The sequence below is a fragment of the Streptomyces sp. NPDC015220 genome (assembly GCF_043079345.1).
Taxonomy (GTDB): domain Bacteria; phylum Actinomycetota; class Actinomycetes; order Streptomycetales; family Streptomycetaceae; genus Streptomyces.
This window is the reverse complement of record NZ_JBIBUK010000008.1, coordinates 120594-141951: the sequence shown is the minus strand read 5'-3', so window position 1 is coordinate 141951 and position 21358 is coordinate 120594. Positions and strand designations below refer to the sequence as shown.

21 protein-coding genes are annotated in these 21358 nt (G+C 73.2%); 7 read left to right on the top strand and 14 right to left on the bottom strand.

Annotated features, from left to right (window positions below; translation table 11 throughout):
* The first annotated feature begins 246 nt into the window (after positions 1-246).
* Both ACF061_RS18825 and ACF061_RS18820 read left to right on the top strand, forming a co-directional pair.
* A complete protein-coding gene (locus ACF061_RS18825) occupies positions 247-801 on the top strand; it encodes a DUF1697 domain-containing protein (protein WP_392268001.1) in 555 nt (184 codons plus the stop codon).
* A gap of 191 nt (positions 802-992) precedes the next feature.
* Positions 993-1628, top strand: a complete 636-nt coding sequence (locus ACF061_RS18820) for a DsbA family protein (RefSeq protein WP_392268000.1) — start codon at positions 993-995, stop codon at positions 1626-1628.
* A 162-nt stretch (positions 1629-1790) separates the two neighbouring features.
* Here the strand turns inward: ACF061_RS18820 and ACF061_RS18815 are convergent, their stop codons facing one another.
* From ACF061_RS18815 to ACF061_RS18755, 13 genes are all read right to left on the bottom strand, one after another.
* Entirely contained in the window at positions 1791-2546 is a 756-nt protein-coding gene (locus tag ACF061_RS18815; RefSeq protein WP_392267999.1) for a sirohydrochlorin chelatase, read from the bottom strand.
* Between the two features lie 6 nt (positions 2547-2552).
* Entirely contained in the window at positions 2553-3443 is an 891-nt protein-coding gene (locus ACF061_RS18810) for an ABC transporter permease (RefSeq protein WP_392267998.1), read from the bottom strand.
* Complete coding sequence (locus tag ACF061_RS18805; RefSeq protein WP_392267997.1) at positions 3430-4209, bottom strand: ABC transporter ATP-binding protein; 780 nt, start codon at positions 4207-4209, stop codon at positions 3430-3432. The genes ACF061_RS18810 and ACF061_RS18805 overlap by 14 nt, the downstream gene beginning before the upstream one ends.
* Before the next feature lie 36 nt (positions 4210-4245).
* Positions 4246-5358 (bottom strand): aliphatic sulfonate ABC transporter substrate-binding protein, encoded by a 1113-nt coding sequence (locus ACF061_RS18800; RefSeq protein ID WP_392267996.1) that lies wholly within the window; start codon positions 5356-5358, stop codon positions 4246-4248.
* Between the two features lie 220 nt (positions 5359-5578).
* On the bottom strand, positions 5579-6934 hold the full coding sequence (locus ACF061_RS18795) for a sulfate adenylyltransferase subunit 1 (protein ID WP_392267995.1): 1356 nt from the start codon (positions 6932-6934) through the stop codon (positions 5579-5581).
* Positions 6935-6936: 2 nt separating this feature from the next.
* On the bottom strand, positions 6937-7881 hold the full coding sequence (gene cysD / locus ACF061_RS18790; RefSeq protein WP_392267994.1) for a sulfate adenylyltransferase subunit CysD: 945 nt from the start codon (positions 7879-7881) through the stop codon (positions 6937-6939).
* A complete protein-coding gene (gene cysC, locus ACF061_RS18785) occupies positions 7878-8414 on the bottom strand; it encodes an adenylyl-sulfate kinase (RefSeq protein WP_392267993.1) in 537 nt (178 codons plus the stop codon). The genes cysD and cysC overlap by 4 nt, the downstream gene beginning before the upstream one ends.
* A 26-nt stretch (positions 8415-8440) precedes the next feature.
* Positions 8441-9151 carry a phosphoadenylyl-sulfate reductase gene (locus ACF061_RS18780; protein ID WP_392267992.1) on the bottom strand — a complete coding sequence of 237 codons (711 nt, stop codon included), beginning with the start codon at positions 9149-9151 and terminating at the stop codon, positions 8441-8443.
* Positions 9148-9333: a hypothetical protein gene (locus ACF061_RS18775; protein WP_392267991.1), complete on the bottom strand. Its 186-nt coding sequence runs from the start codon at positions 9331-9333 to the stop codon at positions 9148-9150. The genes ACF061_RS18780 and ACF061_RS18775 overlap by 4 nt, the downstream gene beginning before the upstream one ends.
* The gene (locus ACF061_RS18770; protein ID WP_392267990.1) at positions 9330-11021 is read right to left on the bottom strand and encodes a nitrite/sulfite reductase; all 1692 of its coding nucleotides are present in this window, start codon (positions 11019-11021) and stop codon (positions 9330-9332) included. Before ACF061_RS18770 ends, ACF061_RS18775 begins: the two co-directional genes overlap by 4 nt.
* Before the next feature lie 677 nt (positions 11022-11698).
* Positions 11699-12271: a GNAT family N-acetyltransferase gene (locus ACF061_RS18765; RefSeq protein ID WP_392267989.1), complete on the bottom strand. Its 573-nt coding sequence runs from the start codon at positions 12269-12271 to the stop codon at positions 11699-11701.
* 135 nt (positions 12272-12406) lie between these two features.
* Complete coding sequence (locus tag ACF061_RS18760; protein ID WP_392267988.1) at positions 12407-13804, bottom strand: hypothetical protein; 1398 nt, start codon at positions 13802-13804, stop codon at positions 12407-12409.
* A gap of 1034 nt (positions 13805-14838) precedes the next feature.
* Positions 14839-16473: an acyl-CoA dehydrogenase family protein gene (locus tag ACF061_RS18755; RefSeq protein WP_392267987.1), complete on the bottom strand. Its 1635-nt coding sequence runs from the start codon at positions 16471-16473 to the stop codon at positions 14839-14841.
* Between the two features lie 125 nt (positions 16474-16598).
* Here ACF061_RS18755 and ACF061_RS18750 point away from each other — a divergent pair, with 125 nt between their 5' ends.
* The 3 genes from ACF061_RS18750 to ACF061_RS18740 all read left to right on the top strand — a co-directional run bounded on the left by ACF061_RS18750 (position 16599) and on the right by ACF061_RS18740 (position 19118).
* Positions 16599-17774, top strand: coding sequence for a YihY/virulence factor BrkB family protein (locus ACF061_RS18750; RefSeq protein WP_392267986.1), 1176 nt, complete (start codon positions 16599-16601; stop codon positions 17772-17774).
* Between the two features lie 275 nt (positions 17775-18049).
* Positions 18050-18388, top strand: coding sequence for a hypothetical protein (locus ACF061_RS18745; RefSeq protein WP_392267985.1), 339 nt, complete (start codon positions 18050-18052; stop codon positions 18386-18388).
* A complete protein-coding gene (locus ACF061_RS18740) occupies positions 18375-19118 on the top strand; it encodes a helix-turn-helix domain-containing protein (protein WP_392267984.1) in 744 nt (247 codons plus the stop codon). The genes ACF061_RS18745 and ACF061_RS18740 overlap by 14 nt, the downstream gene beginning before the upstream one ends.
* On the opposite strand, the gene ACF061_RS18735 is transcribed toward ACF061_RS18740, so the two are convergent.
* On the bottom strand, positions 19098-19511 hold the full coding sequence (locus ACF061_RS18735; protein ID WP_392267983.1) for a VOC family protein: 414 nt from the start codon (positions 19509-19511) through the stop codon (positions 19098-19100). The two genes, ACF061_RS18740 and ACF061_RS18735, sit on opposite strands and share 21 nt — an antisense overlap.
* Before the next feature lie 645 nt (positions 19512-20156).
* On the opposite strand from ACF061_RS18735, the gene ACF061_RS18730 reads away from it, so the two are divergent.
* Both ACF061_RS18730 and ACF061_RS18725 read left to right on the top strand, forming a co-directional pair.
* On the top strand, positions 20157-21020 hold the full coding sequence (locus ACF061_RS18730; protein WP_392267982.1) for an oxaloacetate decarboxylase: 864 nt from the start codon (positions 20157-20159) through the stop codon (positions 21018-21020).
* Entirely contained in the window at positions 21017-21283 is a 267-nt protein-coding gene (locus ACF061_RS18725; RefSeq protein ID WP_392267981.1) for a hypothetical protein, read from the top strand. The genes ACF061_RS18730 and ACF061_RS18725 overlap by 4 nt, the downstream gene beginning before the upstream one ends.
* Positions 21284-21358 lie beyond the last annotated feature (75 nt).

Here is a 21358-nt window from a genome sequence, read left to right as displayed (position 1 = left end):
GACGGGCTTGCCCCCTTTGGGCCCTGTCATCAGGCCCCCCTGTGCGACGGCGGCCCCCTGCCGCCACCTTCCGCATCGAAGATATGGGCCGGATAAAGCCTTCACGTCGTGCTGACCGGTGAAGTACCGACGCCGTCGGTCCTCCCCTCGTATCCCGGCTCCTCCGCACTGGGGAGGACGGCGGCCCCTTACAACTACCCGCGCTTCTCGGGGTGGTGATCAGGGTGGGCGTTCTAGGGTGGGCGCATGACGACGTACGCGGCGCTGCTGCGCGGGATCAACGTGGGCGGCAACAAGAAGGTGCCGATGGCCGAGTTGCGCGCCCTGCTGGAGGAGCTCGGCCACGGCGCGGTCCGCACCTACCTCCAGAGCGGCCAAGCGGTCTTCTCCCACGCGGACGGGGACGAGGACTCGCTGGCGGCGGGGATCACGGCCGCGATCGAGAAGCGGTTCGGCTTCCCGGTGGCCGTGATCGTGCGCTCCCACGACTATCTGCGGGCCGTCGCCGAGGCCTGCCCCTTCCCGGCCGCCGACCTAAAGCCCAAGCAGCTCCACGTCACCTACTTCTCGGCCCCCGTCGACGCGGCACGCTTCGCCGGCATCGACCGGGCGGCCTTCCTGCCGGAGGAGTTCAGGCTCGGCGACCGCGCCCTGTACCTGTACGCCCCGGACGGACTCGGCCGCTCCAAGCTCGGCGAACAGCTCGCCAGACGCCCCCGGGCGGACAAGGGGCCGATCGCCACCAGCCGGAACTGGAACACCGTGCGCAAGCTCGTCGAGATGACCGCGCCCGCAGCCTGACACCGGCCCCGGGCCGCCGGGGGGCGGCGGCCCGGGGCGGCGGCGGGAACCGCTGCCGGGGCGGTCCGAGGGCCGGGCGGCGGAGGCGCTTCCGGTGGCGGAGCCGGCGCGGCCGGCGGACGAAGCGGGGCAGGAAAGGAGTCACTGATTGGGCCGAGATCCCGTGCCGACGGGACACTAGCGTCCACGGCATGAACGACTCCGGTCCGGACACCGCCCCGCCCACCCGCGTCGACGTCTACTTCGACCCCGCCTGCCCCTTCGCCTGGATCACCTCGCGCTGGCTGCTGGAGGTCGAGCGCGAACGCCCGCTCGACCTCCGGTTCCACGTCATGAGCCTGTACCTGCACAACATCGGCAACGAACTGCCCGCCTGGTACCGGGAACTGGTCGACAAGTCGATCGGCCCGGTGCGCGTCGCCGCGGCCGCCGCCGAGCGGCACGGCGGGGACAAGGTGCTGCGGGACCTCTACACGGCGTTCGGCACCCGGATCCACGAGCGCGGGGAGACGGACTTCGACGCGGTCGTCGCCGAGTCCCTGGCCGAACTCGGCCTCCCCGCCGAACTGGCCGGGGCCGCCCACGACCCCGCCCACGACGCGGCCGTCCGGCTGAGCCACGAGGCCGGCACCGAGCCCGGATCGGGCGGCTACGTGGGCACGCCCACCCTCCATGTCGACGGGACGGTGTGGTTCGGGCCGGTGCTGCGGGCGGTCCCGCGCGGCGCCGAGGCGGCCCGGCTCTTCGACGGCTTCCGGGTCCTGGCCGGCCATCCCGACCTCTTCGAACTCAAGCGCACCCGCACCGGCGCCCTGCGCTTCGACTGACCCCGCTCTCGTGTCACCGCGTGGTGACACGGTGACACCCGCGCCCCGCCCGGCGCCGGACGAGGTACCGGTCCCGGGCGCGCCGATGCCCGGCGGGCGACGGCGGCCGGGCCGTCCGCGGGCCGGCGCCGCAGGGGAGCGCCGGTCCGCGGACGGCCCGGTTCACGCGCCGACGGCCGTGACCGCCGGCAGCCGGGCGGCGTCGTACCGCTCCAGCAGCACCCGCGCCACCTCCGGCGCCGGGCCGAGCACATCGGCCAGGACGTCCGCCCCGGCAGCGCCGCGCGCGATGCGGTCCGGCAGGAAGCCGGGGGCCAGGACGTACGGCGCCACCGCGACCTTGGCACAGCCCAGCTCGCGAAGCTCCCGCACCGCGTCCTCGGTGCGCGGAAGGGATGCGGAGGCGAACGCGGGCCGCACGGCGCACCAACCGGTGCGCCGCCACTCCCGCGCGATTTCTGCGATCACCGCGATCGCCTCCGGGTCGGAGGAGCCCGCCGAGGCCAGCACGACCCCGGTCGAGGGCTTGTCGGCGGGGGACAGACCCGCCTCGTACAGCCGGTGTTCCAGGGCGCGGACCAGCAGCGGGGAGGGCCCCAGGACGTCGGCCTGCCGGACGCGCAGCCGGGCCGGCGCCTCCCGCAGCACCGCCGGGATGTCCGCCTTGGCGTGGAAGGCCCGGGTCAGCAGCAGCGGCAGCGCCACGACGTCGCGCACGCCCGCCCCGCTCCCGCCGTCGGCCGCGAGGGACTCCAGCACACCCCGCACCGACGGCACGTTGAAGTCCAGGAAGCCCGTCTCCACCCGCAGCCGGGGGCGCATCGCCCGCACCCGCCGCACCAGGGCGTGAACGGTCGCGGCATGCCGGGGATCACGGCTGCCGTGGGCGACGACCAGGAGAACGGGCTGCTGGGACATGGGGGGTCAGCCCTTCACGAAGAGACCGCGGCTGCGCAGCACCCACCGCTCCAGCGGACTGAAGATCAGCAGGTCGATGGCGATGCCGACGAACAGGATCAGGACGATGGCCTCGAAGACCATGGACATGGAGCTCGCGTTGCGGCCGCTCTCCAGCAGCGCGCCCAGGCCGATGCCCAGGTCGGGCGAGGAGGCGATGATCTCCGCCGCCATCAGCGAGCGCCAGGAGAAGGCCCAGCCCTGCTTCAGCCCGGCCAGGTAGCCGGGCAGCGCGGCCGGCAGGACGATGTGCCAGGCCCCCTTGACGCCCGTCGCGCCCATCGTGCGGCCGGCCCGCAGGAACAGCGGCGGCACCTGGTCGATGCCGGAGACCAGCCCGTTGGCGATGGACGGGACCGCGCCGAGCAGGATCACCGCGTACATCATCGAGTTGTTCAGGCCCAGCCAGATCACCGCCGGCGGCACCCAGGCCACCGACGGCAGCGACTGGAGACCCGACAGCACCGGCCCGATGGCCGCGCGCACGAACTTCACCCGCGCCACCAGCAGCCCCAGCGGGGTGCCGATGGCGAGGGCGAACAGGAAGCCCAGCAGACCGCGCGAGACGGACGTCCAGATGAAGCCGAGCAGGGTGCCCCGCAACCAGGCGTCCTTGAACTCGCCGCCCACGTCGGCCGGCGAGGGCAGCCTCGTCGGGTCGTCGACGATCTTGAAGCTGATCAGGGCCTGCCACGCCAGCAGGACCACCACGACCGCCACGAGCGGCGGCAGGATCTTGTTGACCAGGGTCTGCCTGAACGGCGTACGGCCGCTCTCGGCGGCCTCCAGCGCGTCGAGCCCGGCCTCGACGCCGGCCAGTCCGGCGCCCTGCGCCGTCTTCGTCTCAGTGCTGGCCATGACGGCGGATCTCCCCACGCAGTACTTCGGTGATCTCCAGGGACAGCTCCGCGACGGGCGCGTCCTCGATGCGGCGCGGCTGCGGGATGTCCACCCGCCACTCGCGGGCCACCCGGCCCGGACGCGAGGACAGCAGCACCACGCGCTGGGCGAGCCGCACCGCCTCGCGCACGTTGTGGGTGACGAACAGGACCGAGACGCCGGTCTCCTGCCAGATCCGGGTCAGCTCGTCGTGCAGCACGTCCCGGGTGATGGCGTCCAGCGCCGCGAACGGCTCGTCCATCAGCAGCAGATTGCTCTCCTGGGCGAGTGCGCGGGCCATCGCCACGCGCTGGCGCATGCCGCCGGACAGCTCGTGGACGCGCTTGCCGTACGCGCCCTTCAGCCGGACCAGTTCGAGCAGTTCCTCGGCCCTGCCGCGCCGCTCCGGCTTGGCGACGCCCCGCAGTTTCAGGGCGAGCTCGATGTTCTTGCCCGCGGTCAGCCACGGGAACAGGGCGTGTTCCTGGAACATCAGCGCGGGGCGGCCGTCCGTGGTGATGGCGCCGGCGGTGGGCCGGTCCAGGCCCGCCACCAGGTTCAGCAGCGTGGACTTGCCGCAGCCCGAGGCCCCCAGGAGGGTGACGAACTCGCCCGGGGCGACATCGAGGCTGATGTCGTCCAGGACCAGCTGCTGCCCGCCCGGAGCCGCGAAGGACTTCGAGACGTTCTCAAGGCGTGCCGCGTGCGTTACGGACTCGGCGGCCTCGGCGAAGGTCGTGGCCATGGTCGTCACCTCCTGGGAACTCTTCCGCTTCGGGCTCTACTCGGCGCCGAGACCGGCGTCGCTGACGGTGGGCCGGCCCTCTGCCTGGAGGACCTTGTTCAGGAGGGCGAGGTCGTAGATGCCGTCCAGCTTCGGCTGCTTGAGCAGACCGGCCTCGACCGCGTGCTGCGCCTCGGTGTTCAGGGTGGCGGCCAGCGGATCGTCGGTGATCCTGATCGACTTCCACGCCGGGTCCAGGACGTCGGCCGGCAGGGCCTTGCCGGAGTCGACGGCCAGCTGCTCGTTGGCCGCGGCCTTCGCCTGGTCCGGGTTGGCGTTGATCCACTTGTTGGTCTCGACGGACGCCCTCAGCACCGCCTCGACGGCCTCGGGGTGCGCCTTGAGGAACTTCTGCGACACGATGACGTTCGTGATCACGAACTTCTGGCCGGGCCACAGCGTGGACTCGTCCAGCAGCACCTTGGCACCCTCGGCGACCAGCTTGGACGCGGTCGGCTCGGGCACCCAGGCGCCGTCGAGGGAGCCGGACCTGTAGGCGTCCGGGGTGATCTTGTTGTCGGTGCGGACCACCGAGACGTCGCCCTTGCCGCTCTGCGCGTCGACCTTCCAGCCCTGCTCGGCGATCCAGTTGAGGAACGCCACGTCCTGCGTGTTGCCCAGCTGGGGCGTCGCGATCCTCTTGCCCTTGACGTCCGCCAAAGACTTGATCTTCGCCGGGTTCACCACGAGCTTGACCCCGCCCGACGCCGAACCGCCGATGATCCGCAGGTTCTTGCCCTCGGACTTGGTGTAGCCGTTGATCGCCGGGGACGGGCCGATCCAGCCGATGTCGATGGAGCCGGAGTTCAGCGCCTCGATCTCGGAGGGGCCGGCGTTGAAGACGGTGGGCTTGACGACGGTCGCCCCCAGCTCCTTCTGGAAGAAGCCCTTGCGCACGCCCACCAGCGCGGTCGCGTGGGTGACGTTGCCGAAGTAGCCGATCCTGACCGAGTCGAGCCCGTCGGTCTTCTTCGCGCCGGCGGCGATCTTCTGGGTGGCGGCGTCGTCCTTGGCGTTGGATCCGTACCCGCAGGCGGCGAGGGTGAGCAGCGGAAGGGCGGCGGCCACGGCGAGGCCGCGGCGGAGTACGGCGGAGGGTTTGGCAGGCACGGGAGGCGGTCCTCTCGGAGGCCCGGCGGTCACGGTCTCTCAGGTCGTGGCCGGGAGGTCGGCAGGTCTTCGTCGGCGGTGGCGGGTGCGGGCGCGCATGCGGTGCGCGTACGTCAGCGCACACATCGGGCCACCCCGCCCTGCCCGCTGCCGAGGGCGCCGCTGCCGACCCGGCCGCCCTCCTTGGCGAACATCGAGTAGAAGTCGTAGGAGCTCATGCCTAGAAGTCCCAGCCGTCCTCGTCGGCGGAGTCCTTGACCGGGTCCGGCGCGGCGAACGACTCGCCGACCATGCCGGCGGTGAGCGTGGTGCCGTCGCTGGGGTCGATCAGGATGAACGAGCCGGTGCGGCGCGAGTCGGCGTAGGAGTCCACCGGCAGCGGCTCGGCGGTGCGGATCTTCACCCGGCCGATGTCGTTGGCGACGAGCTGCCCCGGGTGCGGGTGCAGGGACAGGTCGTCGAGGGTGAGCCGGGACGGGATGTCCTTGACGATCGCCTTGACGGTGCGGGTGCCGTGCTTGAGCAGCACCCGGTGGCCGACGGTCAGCGGGGCGTCGGCGACGTGGCAGACGGTCGCCTCCACGTCCTGGGTGGTCGCCGGGGCGTCCTTGCTCGGCACGATCAGGTCGCCGCGCGAGACGTCGATGTCGTCCTGGAGCAGGACGGTCACCGACTGCGTCGTCCAGGCCACGTCGACCGGCTCGCCGAGCAGGTCCAGGCCGGAGATCCGCGACCTGCGGCCGGAGGGCAGGACGGTGACCTCGTCGCCGACGCGGAACGAACCGGCGGCGATCTGACCGGCGTACCCCCGGTAGTCGGGGTGCTCGGCGGTCTGCGGCCGGATCACGTACTGCACGGGCAGTCGCGCGTGGCAGTGGCTCAGGTCGTGGCTGACCGGCACCGTCTCCAGGTGCTCCAGCACGGTCGGGCCGCCGTACCAGTCCATCGTCGAGGACGGCTCCACCACGTTGTCGCCCACGAGCGCCGAGATCGGGATCGCGGTGACCTCCGGGACGCCCAGCTCGGTCGCGTACGCCGTGAACTCCTCGGCGATCCGCGCGAACACCGTTTCCCGGTAGTCGACCAGGTCCATCTTGTTCACGGCGAGGACCACGTGCGGGACCCGCAGCAGCGCCGCGATGGCGGCGTGCCGGCGGGTCTGCTCGACCACGCCGTTGCGGGCGTCGACCAGGATCACCGTCAGCTCGGCGGTGGAGGCGCCGGTGACCATGTTCCGGGTGTACTGCACATGGCCCGGCGTGTCGGCCAGGATGAACCGGCGGCGCGGGGTGGCGAAGTAGCGGTAGGCCACGTCGATGGTGATGCCCTGCTCCCGCTCGGCGCGCAGGCCGTCGGTGAGCAGCGCCAGGTCGGGGGTGTCCTGGCCGCGCGAGGCCGAGGCCCGCTCCACGGCCTCCAACTGGTCGGTGAGGACCGACTTGGAGTCGTGCAGCAGCCGCCCGACGAGGGTGGACTTGCCGTCGTCGACCGACCCGGCGGTGGCGAACCGCAGCAGGGTGGTCTCCGACAACTGTTCGACCGACAGCGGCTCGGTGGGTTCTGTGGTGCTGTTCATGGCTAGAAGTACCCCTCGCGCTTGCGGTCTTCCATCGCGGCCTCGGAGAGCTTGTCGTCGGCCCGGGTCGCGCCCCGCTCGGTGAGCCGGGAGGCGGCGATCTCGGTGATCACCTGCTCCAGCGTCACCGCGTCGGAGTCGACCGCGCCGGTGCAGGACATGTCACCGACCGTGCGGTAGCGCACCTGGCGCTTCTCTACGCTCTCGCCGTCCTTGGGCCCGCCCCACTCGCCGGCGGTCAGCCACATCCCGTTGCGCCGGAACACCTCGCGTTCGTGCGCGAAGTAGATCTCCGGGAGCTCGATGCCCTCCCGCGCGATGTACTGCCACACGTCCAGCTCGGTCCAGTTCGACAGCGGGAACACCCGCACGTGCTCGCCCGGGGCGTGCCGGCCGTTGTAGAGGTTCCACAGCTCCGGGCGCTGGCGGCGCGGGTCCCACTGGGAGAACTCGTCACGCAGCGAGAACACCCGCTCCTTGGCGCGCGCCTTCTCCTCGTCGCGGCGCCCGCCGCCGAAGACCGCGTCGAACTTCTCGGACTGGATCTTCTCGGTCAGCGGGAGGGTCTGCAGCGGGTTGCGGGTCCCGTCCGGGCGCTCCTTGAGCACGCCCCGGTCGATGTAGTCCTGCACGGAGGCGACGTGCAGCCGCAGCCCGTGCCGGGCCACGGTCCGGTCGCGGTACTCCAGCACCTCCGGGAAGTTGTGCCCGGTGTCCACGTGCAGCAGCGCGAACGGCACCGGCGCCGGCGCGAACGCCTTCAGCGCGAGGTGCAGCATCAGGATGGAGTCCTTGCCGCCGGAGAACAGGATCACCGGGTTCTCGAACTCGCCCGCCACCTCGCGGAAGATGTGCACCGCCTCGGACTCCAGCGCGTCCAGGTGCGAGAGGGCGTACGGGCTGTCGGTGCCCTCGCCTCCCTCCTTCACCCTCGCCACGGTCGTCATGCCAGTCCCCTTTCGCTGAGCAGCGCGTACACGGACGCCGCGGACTCCCGCACGCTCTGGTGCTGCGACTCGATCCGCAGGTCCGGCGACTCGGGCTCCTCGTAGGGGTCGTCGACGCCCGTCAGCCCGGTCAGCTCGCCCGCGGCCTGCTTGGCGTACAGGCCCTTCACATCGCGTACGGAGCACACCTCGACCGGCGTCGCCACGTGCACCTCGACGTAGGCGGTGCCGTTCTCCTCGTGCCGCTTGCGCACCGCGTCCCGGCTGTCGCCGTACGGCGCGATCACCGGCACCAGCGCGAGGACGCCGTTGCGGGCGAGCAGTTCGGCGACGAAGCCGATGCGCTGCACGTTGGTGTGCCGGTCCTCGCGGCTGAAGCCGAGGCCCGCGGAGATGAACTCGCGGATCTCGTCGCCGTCGAGGACCTCGACGCGGTGGCCCTCCTCGCGGAGCCGGGCCGCCAGCTCGTGCGCGATGGTGGTCTTGCCGGCGCTCGGCAGACCCGTGAGCCAGACGGTGGCTCCGGTCGTCACGTGTGTCTCCTGAATGTCTGTCATGGTCAGCCGTGCAGTCCGCACTCGGTCTTGGAGCGGCCCGCCCAGCGGCCGGCGCGAGCGTCCTCGCCCTCCAGCACCCGGCGGGTGCACGGGGCGCAGCCGACGGAGGCATAGCCGTCCATCAGCAGCGGGTTGGTGAGAACCCCGTGCTCGGCGACGTACGCTGCCACATCTTCCTGTGACCACCGCGCGATGGGGGAGATCTTCACCTTCCGCCGCTTCTCGTCCCAGCCGACGACCGGGGTGTTCGCCCGGGTCGGGGACTCGTCGCGGCGCAGCCCGGTCGCCCACGCCTGGTAGCCCTCCAGGCCCTGCTCCAGTGGCTGTACCTTGCGCAGCCGGCAGCACAGGTCCGGGTCCCGGTCGTGCAGCTTCGGGCCGTACTCGGCGTCCTGCTCGGCGACCGTCTGCCTCGGGGTGAGGGTGATGACGTTGACGTCCATCACGGCCTCCACCGCGTCGCGGGTGCCGATGGTCTCCGGGAAGTGGTAGCCGGTGTCGAGGAACACCACGTCCACGCCGGGCATGGCGCGGGCGGCGAGGTGGGCGACCACCGCGTCCTCCATGGAGGAGGTCACGCAGAACCGCTTGCCGAAGGTCTCGGCCGCCCACTGGAGGATCTCCAGCGCGGAGGCGTCCTCCAGGTCCCGACCGGCCTGCTCGGCCAGCGCCTTCAACTCCTCGGCGGTGCGCTCTTCCTGAGCCGTCGTCATATGCGGTCATCCCCTCCGTCGTCGGCGGCCTGCTTCAGTCCCCGGGCCAGCAGCCCGAGGAACTTCAACTGGAAGGCCCGGTTGCACGCCGCGCATTCCCAGGCCCCGTGGCCCTGCTCGCCCGGACGCAGGTCCTCCTCGCCGCAGTAGGGGCAGTAGAAGGGCGCGGCGCGCTCGCTCACGACAGGGCCTCCTCGGAGGCGCGCGCCGCCCAGACGGCGAACCGCTCGCCGTCCTCGCGCTCGGCCTGGAAGCGCTTGAGGACCCGCTCGACGTAGTCGGGCAGCTCCGCGGAGGTCACCTTGAGCCCGCGGACCTTGCGGCCGAAGGAAGGCTCCAGGCCGAGCGCGCCGCCCAGGTGCACCTGGTAGCCGCCGACCTGGTTGCCGTCGGCGTCGGTGACCAGCTGGCCCTTGAGACCGATGTCCGCGGTCTGGATGCGGGCACAGGCGTTGGGGCAGCCGTTGATGTTGATGCTGAGCGGCTCGTCGAAGTCGGGCAGCCGGCGCTCGAGTTCGTCGATGAGGTCGCTGCCGCGCTCCTTGGTCTCCACGATGGCGAGCTTGCAGAACTCGATGCCCGTGCAGGCCATCGTGCCGCGCCGGAACGGGGAGGGGCTGACCCTGAGGTCCAGCGCCTCCAGACCGTCGACCAGCGAGTCGACCCGGTCCTGCGGAACGTCCAGGATGATCATCTTCTGCTCGACGGTGGTGGAGACCCGGCCGGAGCCGTGGTTCTCGGCCAGTTCGGCGACCTTGGTGAGCAGCGAGCCGTCCATCCGGCCCACGCGCGGGGCGAAGCCGACGTAGAAACGGCCGTCCTTCTGGCGGTGCACGCCGATGTGGTCGCGCCACCGCTGGGCCGGCATCTCGGGGGCCGGACCGTCGATCAGCTTGCGGCCGAGGTACTCGTCCTCCACCACCTGGCGGAACTTCTCCGCGCCCCAGTCGGCGAGCAGGAACTTCAGCCGGGCCCGGTTGCGCAGCCGGCGGTAGCCGTAGTCGCGGAAGACGGAGGTGACGGCCTCCCAGACGTCCGGCACGTCCGACTCGGGCACCCAGGCGCCCAGCCGCTCCCCGAACCGGGGGTTGGTGGACAGGCCGCCGCCGACCCACAGGTCGAAGCCGGGGCCGTGCTCGGGGTGGACCACGCCGACGAAGGAGATGTCGTTGATCTCGTGGGCGACGTCCAGCAGCGGGGAACCGGAGACGGCCGTCTTGAACTTGCGCGGCAGGTTGGAGAAGCGGGGGTCGCCGATGTAGCGGCGGACGATCTCCTCCAGCGCGGCGGTGCCGTCGATGATCTCGTCCTCGGCGACCCCGGCGACCGGGGAGCCGAGCATGCCGCGCGGGCAGTCGCCGCAGGCCTCCGTGGTGGACAGGCCGACCGACTCCAGGCGCTCCCAGATGGCCGGCACGTCCTCGATCCGCACCCAGTGGAACTGGATGTTCTGCCGGTCGGTGATGTCCGCGGTGCCCCGGGCGTAGGTCTCGGCGACCTCGCCGATCACCCGCAACTGCTCGGTGGTGAGCCGGCCGCCCGTGATGCGGACGCGCATCATGAAGTACTCGTCCTCGAGCTCCTCGGGCTCCAGCAGACCGGTGCGGCCGCCGTCGATCCCGGGGCGGCGCTGGGTGTAGAGGCCCCACCAGCGGAAGCGTCCCCGCAGGTCGTTGGGGTCGATGGAGTCGAATCCGCGCTTGGAGTAGATCGTCTCAATGCGTGTCCGCACATTGAGACCGTCGTCGTCCTTCTTGAACTGCTCGTTGCCGTTGAGCGGGGTCAGGTGCCCCACGGCCCACTGCCCCTCGCCGCGGTGACGACTCACCTTGCGGCGGGGCGCGACGGGGTTCTGCGAAGAGGCGGCCATGGTCGATACGTCCTTCGGGACAGCGGGGTATGCGGCTCTGACCTGCGCGGATGCGGGCGCATGGGCAGACAGGCAGGCATGCGCGTCATTGCGCGGAGGCAGGGGAGAACAGAAGATCCGGTGAGGCTGGGCCGACGGCCCAGGGCCACTGCGGGCGGATCAGCTCGCCGGACAGATGGCGCTGGACATGCGGCCGTGGTCGACGTGCCGTCGGCTCACCAAGGCGGTTCCAGTTCCAGACATGACCGCAGCGTGGCACGGCGATCTGGACACAGTCCAGCATTATCCAATATGTGGACACCCTTGTCTCGCAGAGCAAGACAAGGGTGTCTTTGATCACACGTCCGGCGGTTGGACGGTTCCCACTGCGACCGTCCGGTGCCGACCGCGTTCCCCACGACCGCGCGGGAGCGTTCGGGCGATGTTCGAGGTCACTTGGACCGGCGGATTCCGGACATCTTCCGCCGGTTGGGCCGTGTGCGCGTAAGGCACGCGCCCGCGGGACGGGGGCGGGTCCGTGGGGCCCCGGGGCGACGGGCCGGGCCCCGGGGGCGGCGGTTACGGGTCGGGTCGGGCCGGGGTCGCGTGGGCGGGTTCGGTCCGGTCGGGCCGGGATCGCGCGGACTGGTTCCGGCCGGGTCGGGGGTCGGGCCTTGACGGGATCCCGGCCGCGCGGGTCAGGCCGCGTACGCCCCCGGCCAGGGGCCAGGAGTGGCCGTTTCCGCCTCCTCCTCGACCTTGGTGTCGAAGAGCTTGAAGCCGCGGCGCCGGTAGTTGTCCATCGCGTGCTCGCCGTCCTTGCTGCAGGTGTGCAGCCAGACCCGCTTCGTCGTCGCCAGTCCCGGCCAGCGGTCGGCGAGGTCCCAGGCGCGGGCGGCTCCGTACGACAGCAGGTGGCCGCCGATCCGCCGGCCGCGGAAGGCCGGGACCAGCCCGAAGTAGACGATCTCCACCACTCCGTCGTCCTGCGCCTCCAGCTCCAGGTAACCCGCGGGCGTGCCCCGGTCGTAGGCCACCCACGTCTCGACCCCCGGACGCTCCAGGAACTCCCGCCACCGCGCGTACGACCAGCCGAGCCGGTCGGTCCAGCGGATGTCGCCGCCGACCGACGCGTACAGGAACCGGCTGAACTCGGGCGAGGGCACCTCGGAGCGGACGATCCGGACGTCCCCCTCCGGAGCGGCGGCCGGGAGGAGGTCGGCCGGGGCGGTCTGCTCCAGGGACCAGGTGGTCACGGCGATGTTCGTCATGCCGGCCAGGGAATCATCCGGCCCGGGCCCGTGTCGATCGAGGGTGCCCGGACTCACGTGGAGCGGGCCGCGCAGCTCGCGGGCGCTGCGGTCGGGGAGACGTTCACGAGTCCGTGCGGCGTCCGCCCCGGGGGTCTACCGCAGGGCCCGCTCGACCGAGGACAGGGGGACCGCGAACAGGGTCCGCCCGGACAGCGACCAGACCTCGCCGGTCTGCGCCCAGTAGGCGAGGGAGCCGGTGCCGTCGCCCCAGCAGCGGCGGGTGTCGTCGGAGGAGCCGCACTCCGTCGCCCCGGCGCCCCGCAGGTCCTGCCGCCACAGGGTGCCGTGCCCGCTGTCGGGGCCGGCGGCCCGGGCCAGGTACCAGACGGGGCCGGAGGCGCCGGTGCGCCGGGTCAGCACGCCCCGCACCCCGTCCACCTTCGTCTCGTACGCCTCCCGCGCGGTGACGGTCCCGGCCGGGTCGGTGGCCAGCAGCCCGGCGCGGTCCGGGTCCGTGCTGAAGGAGTACCGCCACAGACGGGTGTGCCGCCCGCTGCCCCGGGGCGCCGTCTCGCTCGCCACCAGACTGCCCGGCGCGGAGCCCCGGTCCAGTGAGAGCCCGGTCGGACAGGGGGCGGCCGCGATGGGAGAACCGGCCGGAGCGGCGAGACCCCCGTCATCGGCGGAGTCCGCCTGAGCCGACGGCGTGTCGGCCCGGGCGCAACTGCCCTCCACCGGCCGGTAGGACGCGACCGCCGGCAGCACCCAGCGGTACCCGTGCGCCGACCAGCCGCCCGGCACCCGGCCGACCGCGTCGCCGGCGACGGTGGCGCGCTGGATCCGGCGCAGGTCGTAGACGTACAGCGCGTCGCGCTCACCGCCGGAGGTGGTGACCAGGAGCTTGTCCCGGTACCAGACCATTCCCGACACGCGCGAGGCCAGGCCGCGGTAGTCACGTCCGCCGTCGACCGGGACGGCGAGCAGCGCCCAGGTGTAGGTGAGGTGGTCCGGATCGTCGGCGTCGACGAAGGCCACCCGCGCCAGGTCGCTGCCGGCCTCGCCGCCGTGCCGGGACCAGCCGGAGAGGATCACGCGGTGCGTGCCCCACCGGCCGTCGTCCGCGGCGTCCCCGGACGTGGCCACCGACTCCGGCTGCCACTGGCGGGTGGCGGCGTCGGCGGCGTTCCAGCAGTACGCGCGGGTGGCCGCCGGTTCGACCGGCAGCGACTCCTTCTCCTCGGCCGTGCAGCCGTCCGCGTCGCGCAGCGTCCGGTCGGCGCTGTCCAGCACCGCTCCGGCGTCGACCGGCCGGCCCATCGCCGCCGCGAGCCGGGCCAGTGACCGTGCCGGGACCGGCTGTTCCGTCAGCCGCAGCCGGTCCAGCCGGGCGGACGAGGTGAGCGGCTTCAGGGCTCCCGGGTCGTCGGCGACCGTGGCCTGCGAGGTGCTGATCAGGGTGGCGGCGGCGGTCAGCGAGAGGCCGGCCCCGGCCAGGGCCGCGCGCAGCGCACGGCCCTGCCTGCGCCTGCGGTGTCTGCCGCGTTGCTTCATCCAACCCCCCAGTTCAGGGCTCGGTCCGCCGCCGGGGCGCCCGCCGGCCGGGGCGGGCCAACTGCGTCGCGCGAGCCGAGCGTTGACCAAGAAGCACATGGGGCCACCCGCAAGGGATGCTACGGCAGTCCGGGGCGCCGCAGGACGAAGACCCCGCAAACAAGGGGAAGATGCCCCGCAGCGCCGGCTCGGGCCGCTCCGCCGCGACCGCGCTCCCGGCCGGGCGGGCGCACCACCGCCGAAGTGCCCACGCCGTCCGTCCCGGCCGCCTCCTCGCCCCGGCCGGAGCCGAGTTCGAGGCCCGGCCCGGCCGCCTCGCGCGGCACCGGGGGACGCCCTCTGCCACCACAGCACCGGGGCCCCTCGCCGACGACCACCATGATGGGGTGGGCGGCGTCCGCGACGGACGACAGCCCGTGGCGCGCCGCGGGCAGCACCTGCCGCGGCCGGTACGCCGTCCGCCGCCGCTCCACCACCTCACGGGTCGGGCGGCCCGGTGCGGACGTCGTGCTCCGGGCCGACTCCGGTGCGCGGCACCGGCGTTCAGGACCGGCCGGCCGGCCGGTCACCGGGCGCGGCGGCACGCGCGTGCGCCGGGCGGCGAGGGTCGTGGAGCCCACCTCGTCGAGCACCCGCACCGTCGCCGTCGGGTCGCCGTGCCGTCGCCGTCAGGCCGCCGTGTCGACGGCGGCGAACCGCGTCGCGTCCACCGGTGCCCGAGCCACCGGGGCCTCCCGTGGGAAAGGGCCGCCGGGCCACCGGCGGCCGGTGGCCCCGGAGCGTTCCGGCCACGTGCCGGCGACCTTCCCGGCTGTCCGGTTGGGAGTGCCTCCCGCCGGGGCGGGCAGGGACCGGCCGGTCACGGGGACGCGGGGCCGGACCTTGTCGAGACCCTGGTGATCAGGGGGAGGTCTGGTCGAGACTTGTCCGACGCCGCTCCGTGCGGCGTCCCCGGCCCGCCACGGGCCGGTGGCGGGGGTGGTGCCGTGTCGGCGCGGCACCACCCCGCGCCGTAGCCGGAAACCACACCGGCGTCAGACCACCGGCCGCGCCCGGTCCACCAGTGACGCCAGGTCAAGTGTGTGCGGCAGGGTGCCGAAGGCCGCGCCCCAGTCGCCGCCCAGCCGGGAGGCGCAGAACGCGTCCGAGACCTCGGGCGGCGCGTACCGCACCAGCAGTGCCCCCTGGAGCACCAGCGCGAGCCGCTCCACCAGGCGGCGGGCGCGCGCCTCGACGCCGTCCAGGTCGGCGAACTCGGTGAGCAGGTCCTTGATGGCCGCGTCGAGGCGGTGGTCGGCGCCGCGTGCCCGGGCGACCTCCCGCAGATAGGCGTCGAGCACCTGCGGCTCCCGCCGCAGCGCCCGCAGCACGTCCAGCGCCTGCACGTTGCCGGCGCCCTCCCAGATCGAGTTGAGCGGCGACTCCCGCACCAGCCGGGGCATCTGGGAGTCCTCCACGTACCCGTTGCCGCCCAGGCACTCGGACGCCTCCACCGCGAGCGGCGCACACCGCTTGGTCACCCAGTACTTGGCGGCCGGCACCGCGATCCGCAGGAACGCCCGCTCCTGCTCGCCCCCGTCGTCGTAGGCCGCCGCGAGCCGGAGCCCGAGCGTCGTCGCCGCCTCCGACTCCAGTGCGAGATCGGCCAGCACGTTGCGCATCAGCGGCTTGTCGACGAGCCTGCCGCCGAACGCCTCGCGGTGGTCGCAGTGGTGCACCGCCTGCGCCACCGCCTGCCGCATCAGCCCGGCCGAGCCGAGCACACAGTCCAGCCGGGTCGCCGCCACCATCTCCATGACGGTGTGCACCCCGCGCCCCTCCTCGCCGACCCGGCGCGCCCAGGTGCGGTCGAACTCCACCTCGGCGGAGGCGTTCGACCGGTTGCCCAGTTTCTCCTTCAGCCGCTGGACCAGGAACACGTTCCGCGTGCCGTCCGCCAGCACGCGCGGCACCAGGAAGCAGGTGAGCCCGCCCGGAGCCTGGGCCAGCACCAGGAAGCCGTCCGACATCGGCGCCGAGCAGAACCACTTGTGCCCGGTCAGCTCGTAGGCGCCGGCCTCGGCGAGCGGCCGCGCGGACGTGGTGTTGGCGTGTACGTCGCTGCCGCCCTGCTTCTCGGTCAGGCCCATCCCGAACAGCGCCCCGGCCTTCAGGTGCGCGGGCCGCAGCTCGCGGTCGTAGACCATGGAGGTCAGCCGGGGCACCCACTCGGCGGCCAGCTCCGGGTCGGTGCGCAGCGCGGGCACCGCCGCGTGGGTCATCGACAGCGGGCAGCCGTTGCCCGCCTCGACCTGCGTCCAGACCACGAACGCGGCCGCGCGCCGCACATGCCCCGCCGGGCGCGTCCAGGCGGCCGTCAGGCCCGCGGAGACGCCCTTGCCGAGCAGCCGGTGCCAGGCCGGGTGGAAGTCCACCTCGTCGATCCGGTGGCCGTAGCGGTCATGGGTGCGCAGGGCCGGCGGGTTGTCGTTGGCCTGCGCACCCCACTCCTGAAGCTGGGCGGAGCCCGCGGACCGGCCGAGGGCCGCCAGCTCGCCGCGCACCTCCGTGAGCAGTTCCGCGTCGACGTGCCGGTCGACCGCCTCGGTCAGGGCCCGGTCGGCGCCGTAGACGTCGTAGCCGAGCAACGGCGGCGCCTGATTGGTCACGGTGTGGGTGCTGGCTGCCATGTCACGGAACCTACCCGCGGCACGGCGGGTCACCACACGGCTTCCGGCCGTCCGCGCCGGCCGGACCGCACGGGGGCCTCCCGGTAGGTGACGGAGCCGGGTCCCGGCAGGGATACCTTTAGGTCGTGCAGCCAGCCAGTGAGACCCCCGACAGGCCGACCGGCCGTTTCCACCGGGCCAGAGCCCTCTACCGGAACGTGTCCAAACGCAGGACCGCCTGGCTGCTGCTCAAGGACACTGTCAACTCGTGCATGGAGTACCGGATCCTGGGGCTGGCCGCCGAGGCCGCGTTCTTCTCCCTGCTGTCCGTCCCGCCGCTGCTGCTCAGCCTGATCGGACTGCTGTTCTACGTCGACTCCTGGACCGGCGCGCACACCATCGCCAGCCTGGAGCGCAACATCCTGGACGCCTCCCGCACCGTCCTGTCCGACCAGGGCGTCAAGGAGATCACCCAGCCCATCCTGCGGGACGTGATGAAGGGCGGCAGGCCCGACGTCATCTCCATCGGGTTCGTGTTCGCCCTGTGGTCGGGCTCCCGGGCGGTGAACGTGTTCATCGACACCATCACCGTGATGTACGGCCTCGACGGCGTGCGCGGCATCGTCCGGACCCGTCTGATGGCGTTCGCGCTGTTCGTCGTGGCGCTGCTGATCGGCTCGATCGCGCTGCCGCTGATGGTGGCGGGCCCGGACGCGGTGGTGCGGATCGTGCCCTGGTCCACGACGGTCGTCCAGGTCCTGTACTGGCCCGTGGTGATCGTCCTGTCCATCGCCTTCCTGACCACGCTCTACCACGTGTCCGTGCCCGTGCGCTCCCCGTGGATCGAGGACGTGCCCGGCGCCCTGGTCGCGCTCGCCATGTGGGTGGTGTGCAGCTTCCTGCTGCGCATCTACCTCACCAGCACCGTAGAGGGCCCCACCATCTACGGCTCCCTGGCCGCGCCGGTCGCCGTGCTGCTGTGGATCGGCGTGTCCGCGTTCGCGGTGCTCGTCGGGGCCGCGGTCAACGCAGCGATCGACCGGGTCTGGCCGGCCGCCGCGACGGCGTCGGCCCGCGCCGCCAACGAGCGGGTGCGCGAGGCGCAGATCGCCGAGTACGTCGCCCGGGCCGCCGCCGCCCGGGAGAGCGAGCCCGACGACCCGGACGACCCCGACATGCCCTCCGAGTTCCCCGAGCGATGGTCGCGCTTCCTGCCGCCCGAGGACGTGACCGCGCGCCTGCGCGCCCACGCCAGGAGCGCCCAGGCGCGCGGCCCGTACAAGGAGGAGGGCAACGGCGCCGGTCCGCCACCGGGCCAGTGACCCCGCATACCGCGCGGGATCGGCGACCCCCGGACACCGCGGGGTCGGTGATGCCCGGATGCCGCAGGGCGGGTGACCCCGGCGACCGCGGGGTCGGTGACCCCCGGACACCGCCGGTGGACGACGCCCGGGTCCCGTCGGCCGGTGAAGGCGGGGCCGCCACCGAGGTGGTGACCCCTGCGCCACCGCTCTCCCGAGGCCGGCCGACTTCCCGGCGCGGCGGGGGAACGTCGCCGAACCGGCCATCCGCATGCGCGCGCGTCTACGCTGACCCCATGGACGCACTCGCCGGTCTGCTGAAGGGCCCGCGCGCCCGCGGCGCCTTCGTGATCCGCGCCTGCCTCGAACCGCCGAGGGCCGTGCGCGTGGAGGACCGGATGGCGTACCTCACCGGCCGGCGCCTCGCCCTGGCCGTCGACCGGCCGTGCGACAGTGACGACGACACCGTGGCCGCCGTCGCCCGCGAGGTCGGCTTCGGCAGCGCCTTCGCCCCGTCCACCGCCTTCAAGCGCGTCCACGGCGTCAGCCGCCAGGGGCACCGCACCGGGACGGGACCGGCCGTGGTCCAGGGCCCGCCGCCCGGACCGGACCGGACAGCGCATGCCCGGCCCTAGCCCTGCGCGGGCGGCCGCCGGGACACCCGCGCGGGCGGCCGGGTACGCGGAACGGCCCTCCCGGCTGCCCGGTGCGGTGGTGTGGACGAAGTCCCCGGTCGGGCCGGGGGCCGGACTCGTGCTGCCCGACGGATGCATGGACCTGTTGTGGAGCGAGGGGCGGCTGCTGGTCGCGGGGCCCGACACGCGGGCGTACCACCCCGATGGGCCGCCCGCGCACTGGGCGGGCGTGCGCTTCTTCCCCGGCACGGCGCCCGGCTACCTCGGCGTGCCCGCGCGCGAACTGCGCGACCGGCGCGTAGAACTGGCCGAGCTCTGGCCCGCCGCGGCCGTACGGCGGCTGCGCGAGCGCGTGGCGGCGGCGCCGGTCGCCGCGACCGCGTTGGAAGCGGCGGCGCTGGAACGGGCGGCGCGGACCGGTCCGCCCGACCCGCTGCTGGGGCGGCTCGTCGCGGCCCTGGAGGCCGGCCGCCCGGTCGCCGCCACCGCCGACGAACTCGGCCTCGGCGCCCGTCAGTTGCACCGGCGTTCGCTGGCCGTCTTCGGCTACGGGCCCAAGACGCTGGCCCGCGTGCTGCGGCTGCGGCGGGCGCTCGCGCTGGCGCGCGCCGGGGTGCCGCACGCCGAGTGCGCGGCCCGCGCGGGCTTCGCCGACCAGGCGCACCTCGCGCGGGACGTGCGGGAGTTCACGGGCACGACGCTGGGGCGGCTACTGGCCGGCCGGGGGTAGGACGGCGAAGAGGTCGACGCCGTTGCCGTCGGGATCGTGCACGACCGCGTACCGCATGCCCCAGACCGCGTCCCACGGCTTGAGCTCGCCGTGGTACCCGGCGCCGACCAGGTCCTCGTACAGGGAGTCGACGCCGGCGGGCGTGTCGCAGCGGAAGGCGAGCGAGACGCGGCCACCGCCGGCCGGGGGCCGCCAGTCGGCGTGGAAGGAGCGGATGGTCTCCTCGGTGTCCAGGGCGAGGGTCGGCCCGCCGGGCAACTCGGCCTCGACGTGCGGCTGTCGTTCGGCGCCCTCCGGGAAGACCAGCCCGAGGCGGCGGTAGAAGGCGAGCGAGGCGGCCAGGTCGGAGACGACGAGGCCGAGCACGGCGAATCGTGGAGTCGGGGAAGTCATGCCCGCACATTAGGACGGCCGTGCCCGCCGGTCTTGAAGGAATCGGACCGCCCTCGGCCCGCCGCCCGGGAACCCGCCGACGAGTGGTACGACTTGGAAGCCGGTCCCCGCGGCGGGACGCGGATCCCCGCCCGTGCCGGCGGGTTCTCGTTGTGGCGCCGGGGCGGGGCGGGGGCGCCGGCCGCCCGCCGGTCCGGTGCCCCGAGCAGGGCCGGGGCCGGGTGTTCCGCACCGCCCCCGAAGACGCTCCCGGAAGACGCTCTCGGGCATCCCTTCGAAGACGCCCTCGGAAGACGCCTCCGGAGACACCCTCGGACGCGCTTCCGGAAGACGCCCTCGGACGCGTCCCCGGGCTCGACGCCGGCCCCGGTTTCCGCGCTCACCTGCGCGATCGCGTCGACCGGGTGACTCGACACGCCGATCAGTGACGTTTCTCCGGTGAAGCCGTTACGCCATTGGAGTGAGTAAAGAGCGTCCCATGGCAATGCCTGGCGGAAACCCAGAGAACCTTTTGTCTTGGCAAAGGGTCGTTGTGTCGCGGACCGCCGTTCGTCCGGTGGTCCTCCTGGCGTCGCGCGTCCCACGGGTGCTCCGCGTTCCAGCGGCGCGCCGCGTGCCCCACCCCCACATCGGAGGAGACACGCCTTGACCTACGGAAAGAAGCTGCGCGAGCAGATCGCCGGACCGGGGACCACCCCGCTGATCGGTGTCTACGACATGTACTCGGCCTCCATCGCGGCCGAACACTACGACGGGATGTTCGTCTCCGGCTTCGGCTTCGCGGCGTCGTACTACGGACTGCCGGACATCGGCTTCATCGCCTGGCCGGACATGGTGGCGTTCGTCCAGCGGCTGCGGGGCGCCTTCCCCGCCCACCACCTGCTGGTCGACATCGACGACGGCTACGTCGATCCCGAGGTCGCCTGCCACGTGGTGGAGGGCCTGGAGCGGATCGGGGCCTCCGGTGTGATCCTTGAGGACCAGAAGCGCCCTCGCCGGTGCGGGCACGCCGACGGCAAGCAGGTGCTCCCGCTCGACGAGTACCTCGCCAAGCTGGAGCAGGTGCTGGCGACCCGTCAGGACCTGGTCGTGGTGGCCCGGACCGACGCCACCGACGAGGCCGACATCCTGCACCGGGCCAAGGAGCTCGCGGGCACCGGGGCCGACGTGATCCTGGTCGACGGCATCCGCAGCGTGGAGTGGCTCCGCCGGGTGCGCGACGTGGTCGGCGACAAGCCGCTGCTGTTCAACCAGATCGCCGGCGGCAAGTCCCCGCGACTGTCGCTGGGCGAGCTGTCCGAACTCGGCGTGGACGTCGCGATCTACAGCACCCCGTGTCTCTTCGCCGCACACGAGGCGATGGACACCGCGCTCACCGAACTCCGGCAGGCCGACGGCCGGTTGCCCGCGGTGGACCCGGCCCGCGGCATCGGCGTGCGGGCCGCGACCAGCCTGCTGGAGCGCAACCTGGCCCACCGGCGGCCCGAGCGCGCGGGCGTGGGCGGGTGAGCGGGGCCCTGCCCCGGCTGCGTACGGCGGCCGTCCTGGCGGCGGCCCTGCTGGCCGGGGCCGCACCCCGGGCGGCGGCCGGGACCGGTGGTCTGATCACCGTCATCGACAACTCCAACGCCGACTCGATCCTCGAGGTCGACCGCACGGCCAACGTCCAGACCGGCAGCGGCACGGCCGGCAGCGATCACGACGGCAGCGCCGTGGATCTGATGGAGGCCCTGGTGGGGGCCGACCGCGGCGGAGCGGAGGACGGCGGCTGACATGGTGAACGGCCGGGCGCCGCCCGGCCGTTCACTCCCGTCGTGACGTCGGGGACGGTGGTCGTCGCGGCCGGT

What these genes read in the sequence shown, in the direction of transcription:
- ACF061_RS18820 (WP_392268000.1), top strand. Translation starts at nt 993, where the DNA reads ATGAACGACTCCGGTCCGGACACCGCCCCGCCCACCCGCGTCGACGTC.
- ACF061_RS18745 (WP_392267985.1), top strand. Translation starts at nt 18,050, where the DNA reads ATGGACGCACTCGCCGGTCTGCTGAAGGGCCCGCGCGCCCGCGGCGCC.
- ACF061_RS18795 (WP_392267995.1), bottom strand. Translation starts at nt 6,934, where the DNA reads ATGAACAGCACCACAGAACCCACCGAGCCGCTGTCGGTCGAACAGTTG.
- ACF061_RS18815 (WP_392267999.1), bottom strand. Translation starts at nt 2,546, where the DNA reads ATGTCCCAGCAGCCCGTTCTCCTGGTCGTCGCCCACGGCAGCCGTGAT.
- ACF061_RS18770 (WP_392267990.1), bottom strand. Translation starts at nt 11,021, where the DNA reads ATGGCCGCCTCTTCGCAGAACCCCGTCGCGCCCCGCCGCAAGGTGAGT.
- ACF061_RS18765 (WP_392267989.1), bottom strand. Translation starts at nt 12,271, where the DNA reads ATGACGAACATCGCCGTGACCACCTGGTCCCTGGAGCAGACCGCCCCG.
- ACF061_RS18780 (WP_392267992.1), bottom strand. Translation starts at nt 9,151, where the DNA reads ATGACGACGGCTCAGGAAGAGCGCACCGCCGAGGAGTTGAAGGCGCTG.
- ACF061_RS18760 (WP_392267988.1), bottom strand. Translation starts at nt 13,804, where the DNA reads ATGAAGCAACGCGGCAGACACCGCAGGCGCAGGCAGGGCCGTGCGCTG.
- ACF061_RS18735 (WP_392267983.1), bottom strand. Translation starts at nt 19,511, where the DNA reads ATGACTTCCCCGACTCCACGATTCGCCGTGCTCGGCCTCGTCGTCTCC.
- ACF061_RS18825 (WP_392268001.1), top strand. Translation starts at nt 247, where the DNA reads ATGACGACGTACGCGGCGCTGCTGCGCGGGATCAACGTGGGCGGCAAC.
- ACF061_RS18740 (WP_392267984.1), top strand. Translation starts at nt 18,375, where the DNA reads ATGCCCGGCCCTAGCCCTGCGCGGGCGGCCGCCGGGACACCCGCGCGG.
- ACF061_RS18755 (WP_392267987.1), bottom strand. Translation starts at nt 16,473, where the DNA reads ATGGCAGCCAGCACCCACACCGTGACCAATCAGGCGCCGCCGTTGCTC.
- cysD (WP_392267994.1), bottom strand. Translation starts at nt 7,881, where the DNA reads ATGACGACCGTGGCGAGGGTGAAGGAGGGAGGCGAGGGCACCGACAGC.
- ACF061_RS18805 (WP_392267997.1), bottom strand. Translation starts at nt 4,209, where the DNA reads ATGGCCACGACCTTCGCCGAGGCCGCCGAGTCCGTAACGCACGCGGCA.
- ACF061_RS18810 (WP_392267998.1), bottom strand. Translation starts at nt 3,443, where the DNA reads ATGGCCAGCACTGAGACGAAGACGGCGCAGGGCGCCGGACTGGCCGGC.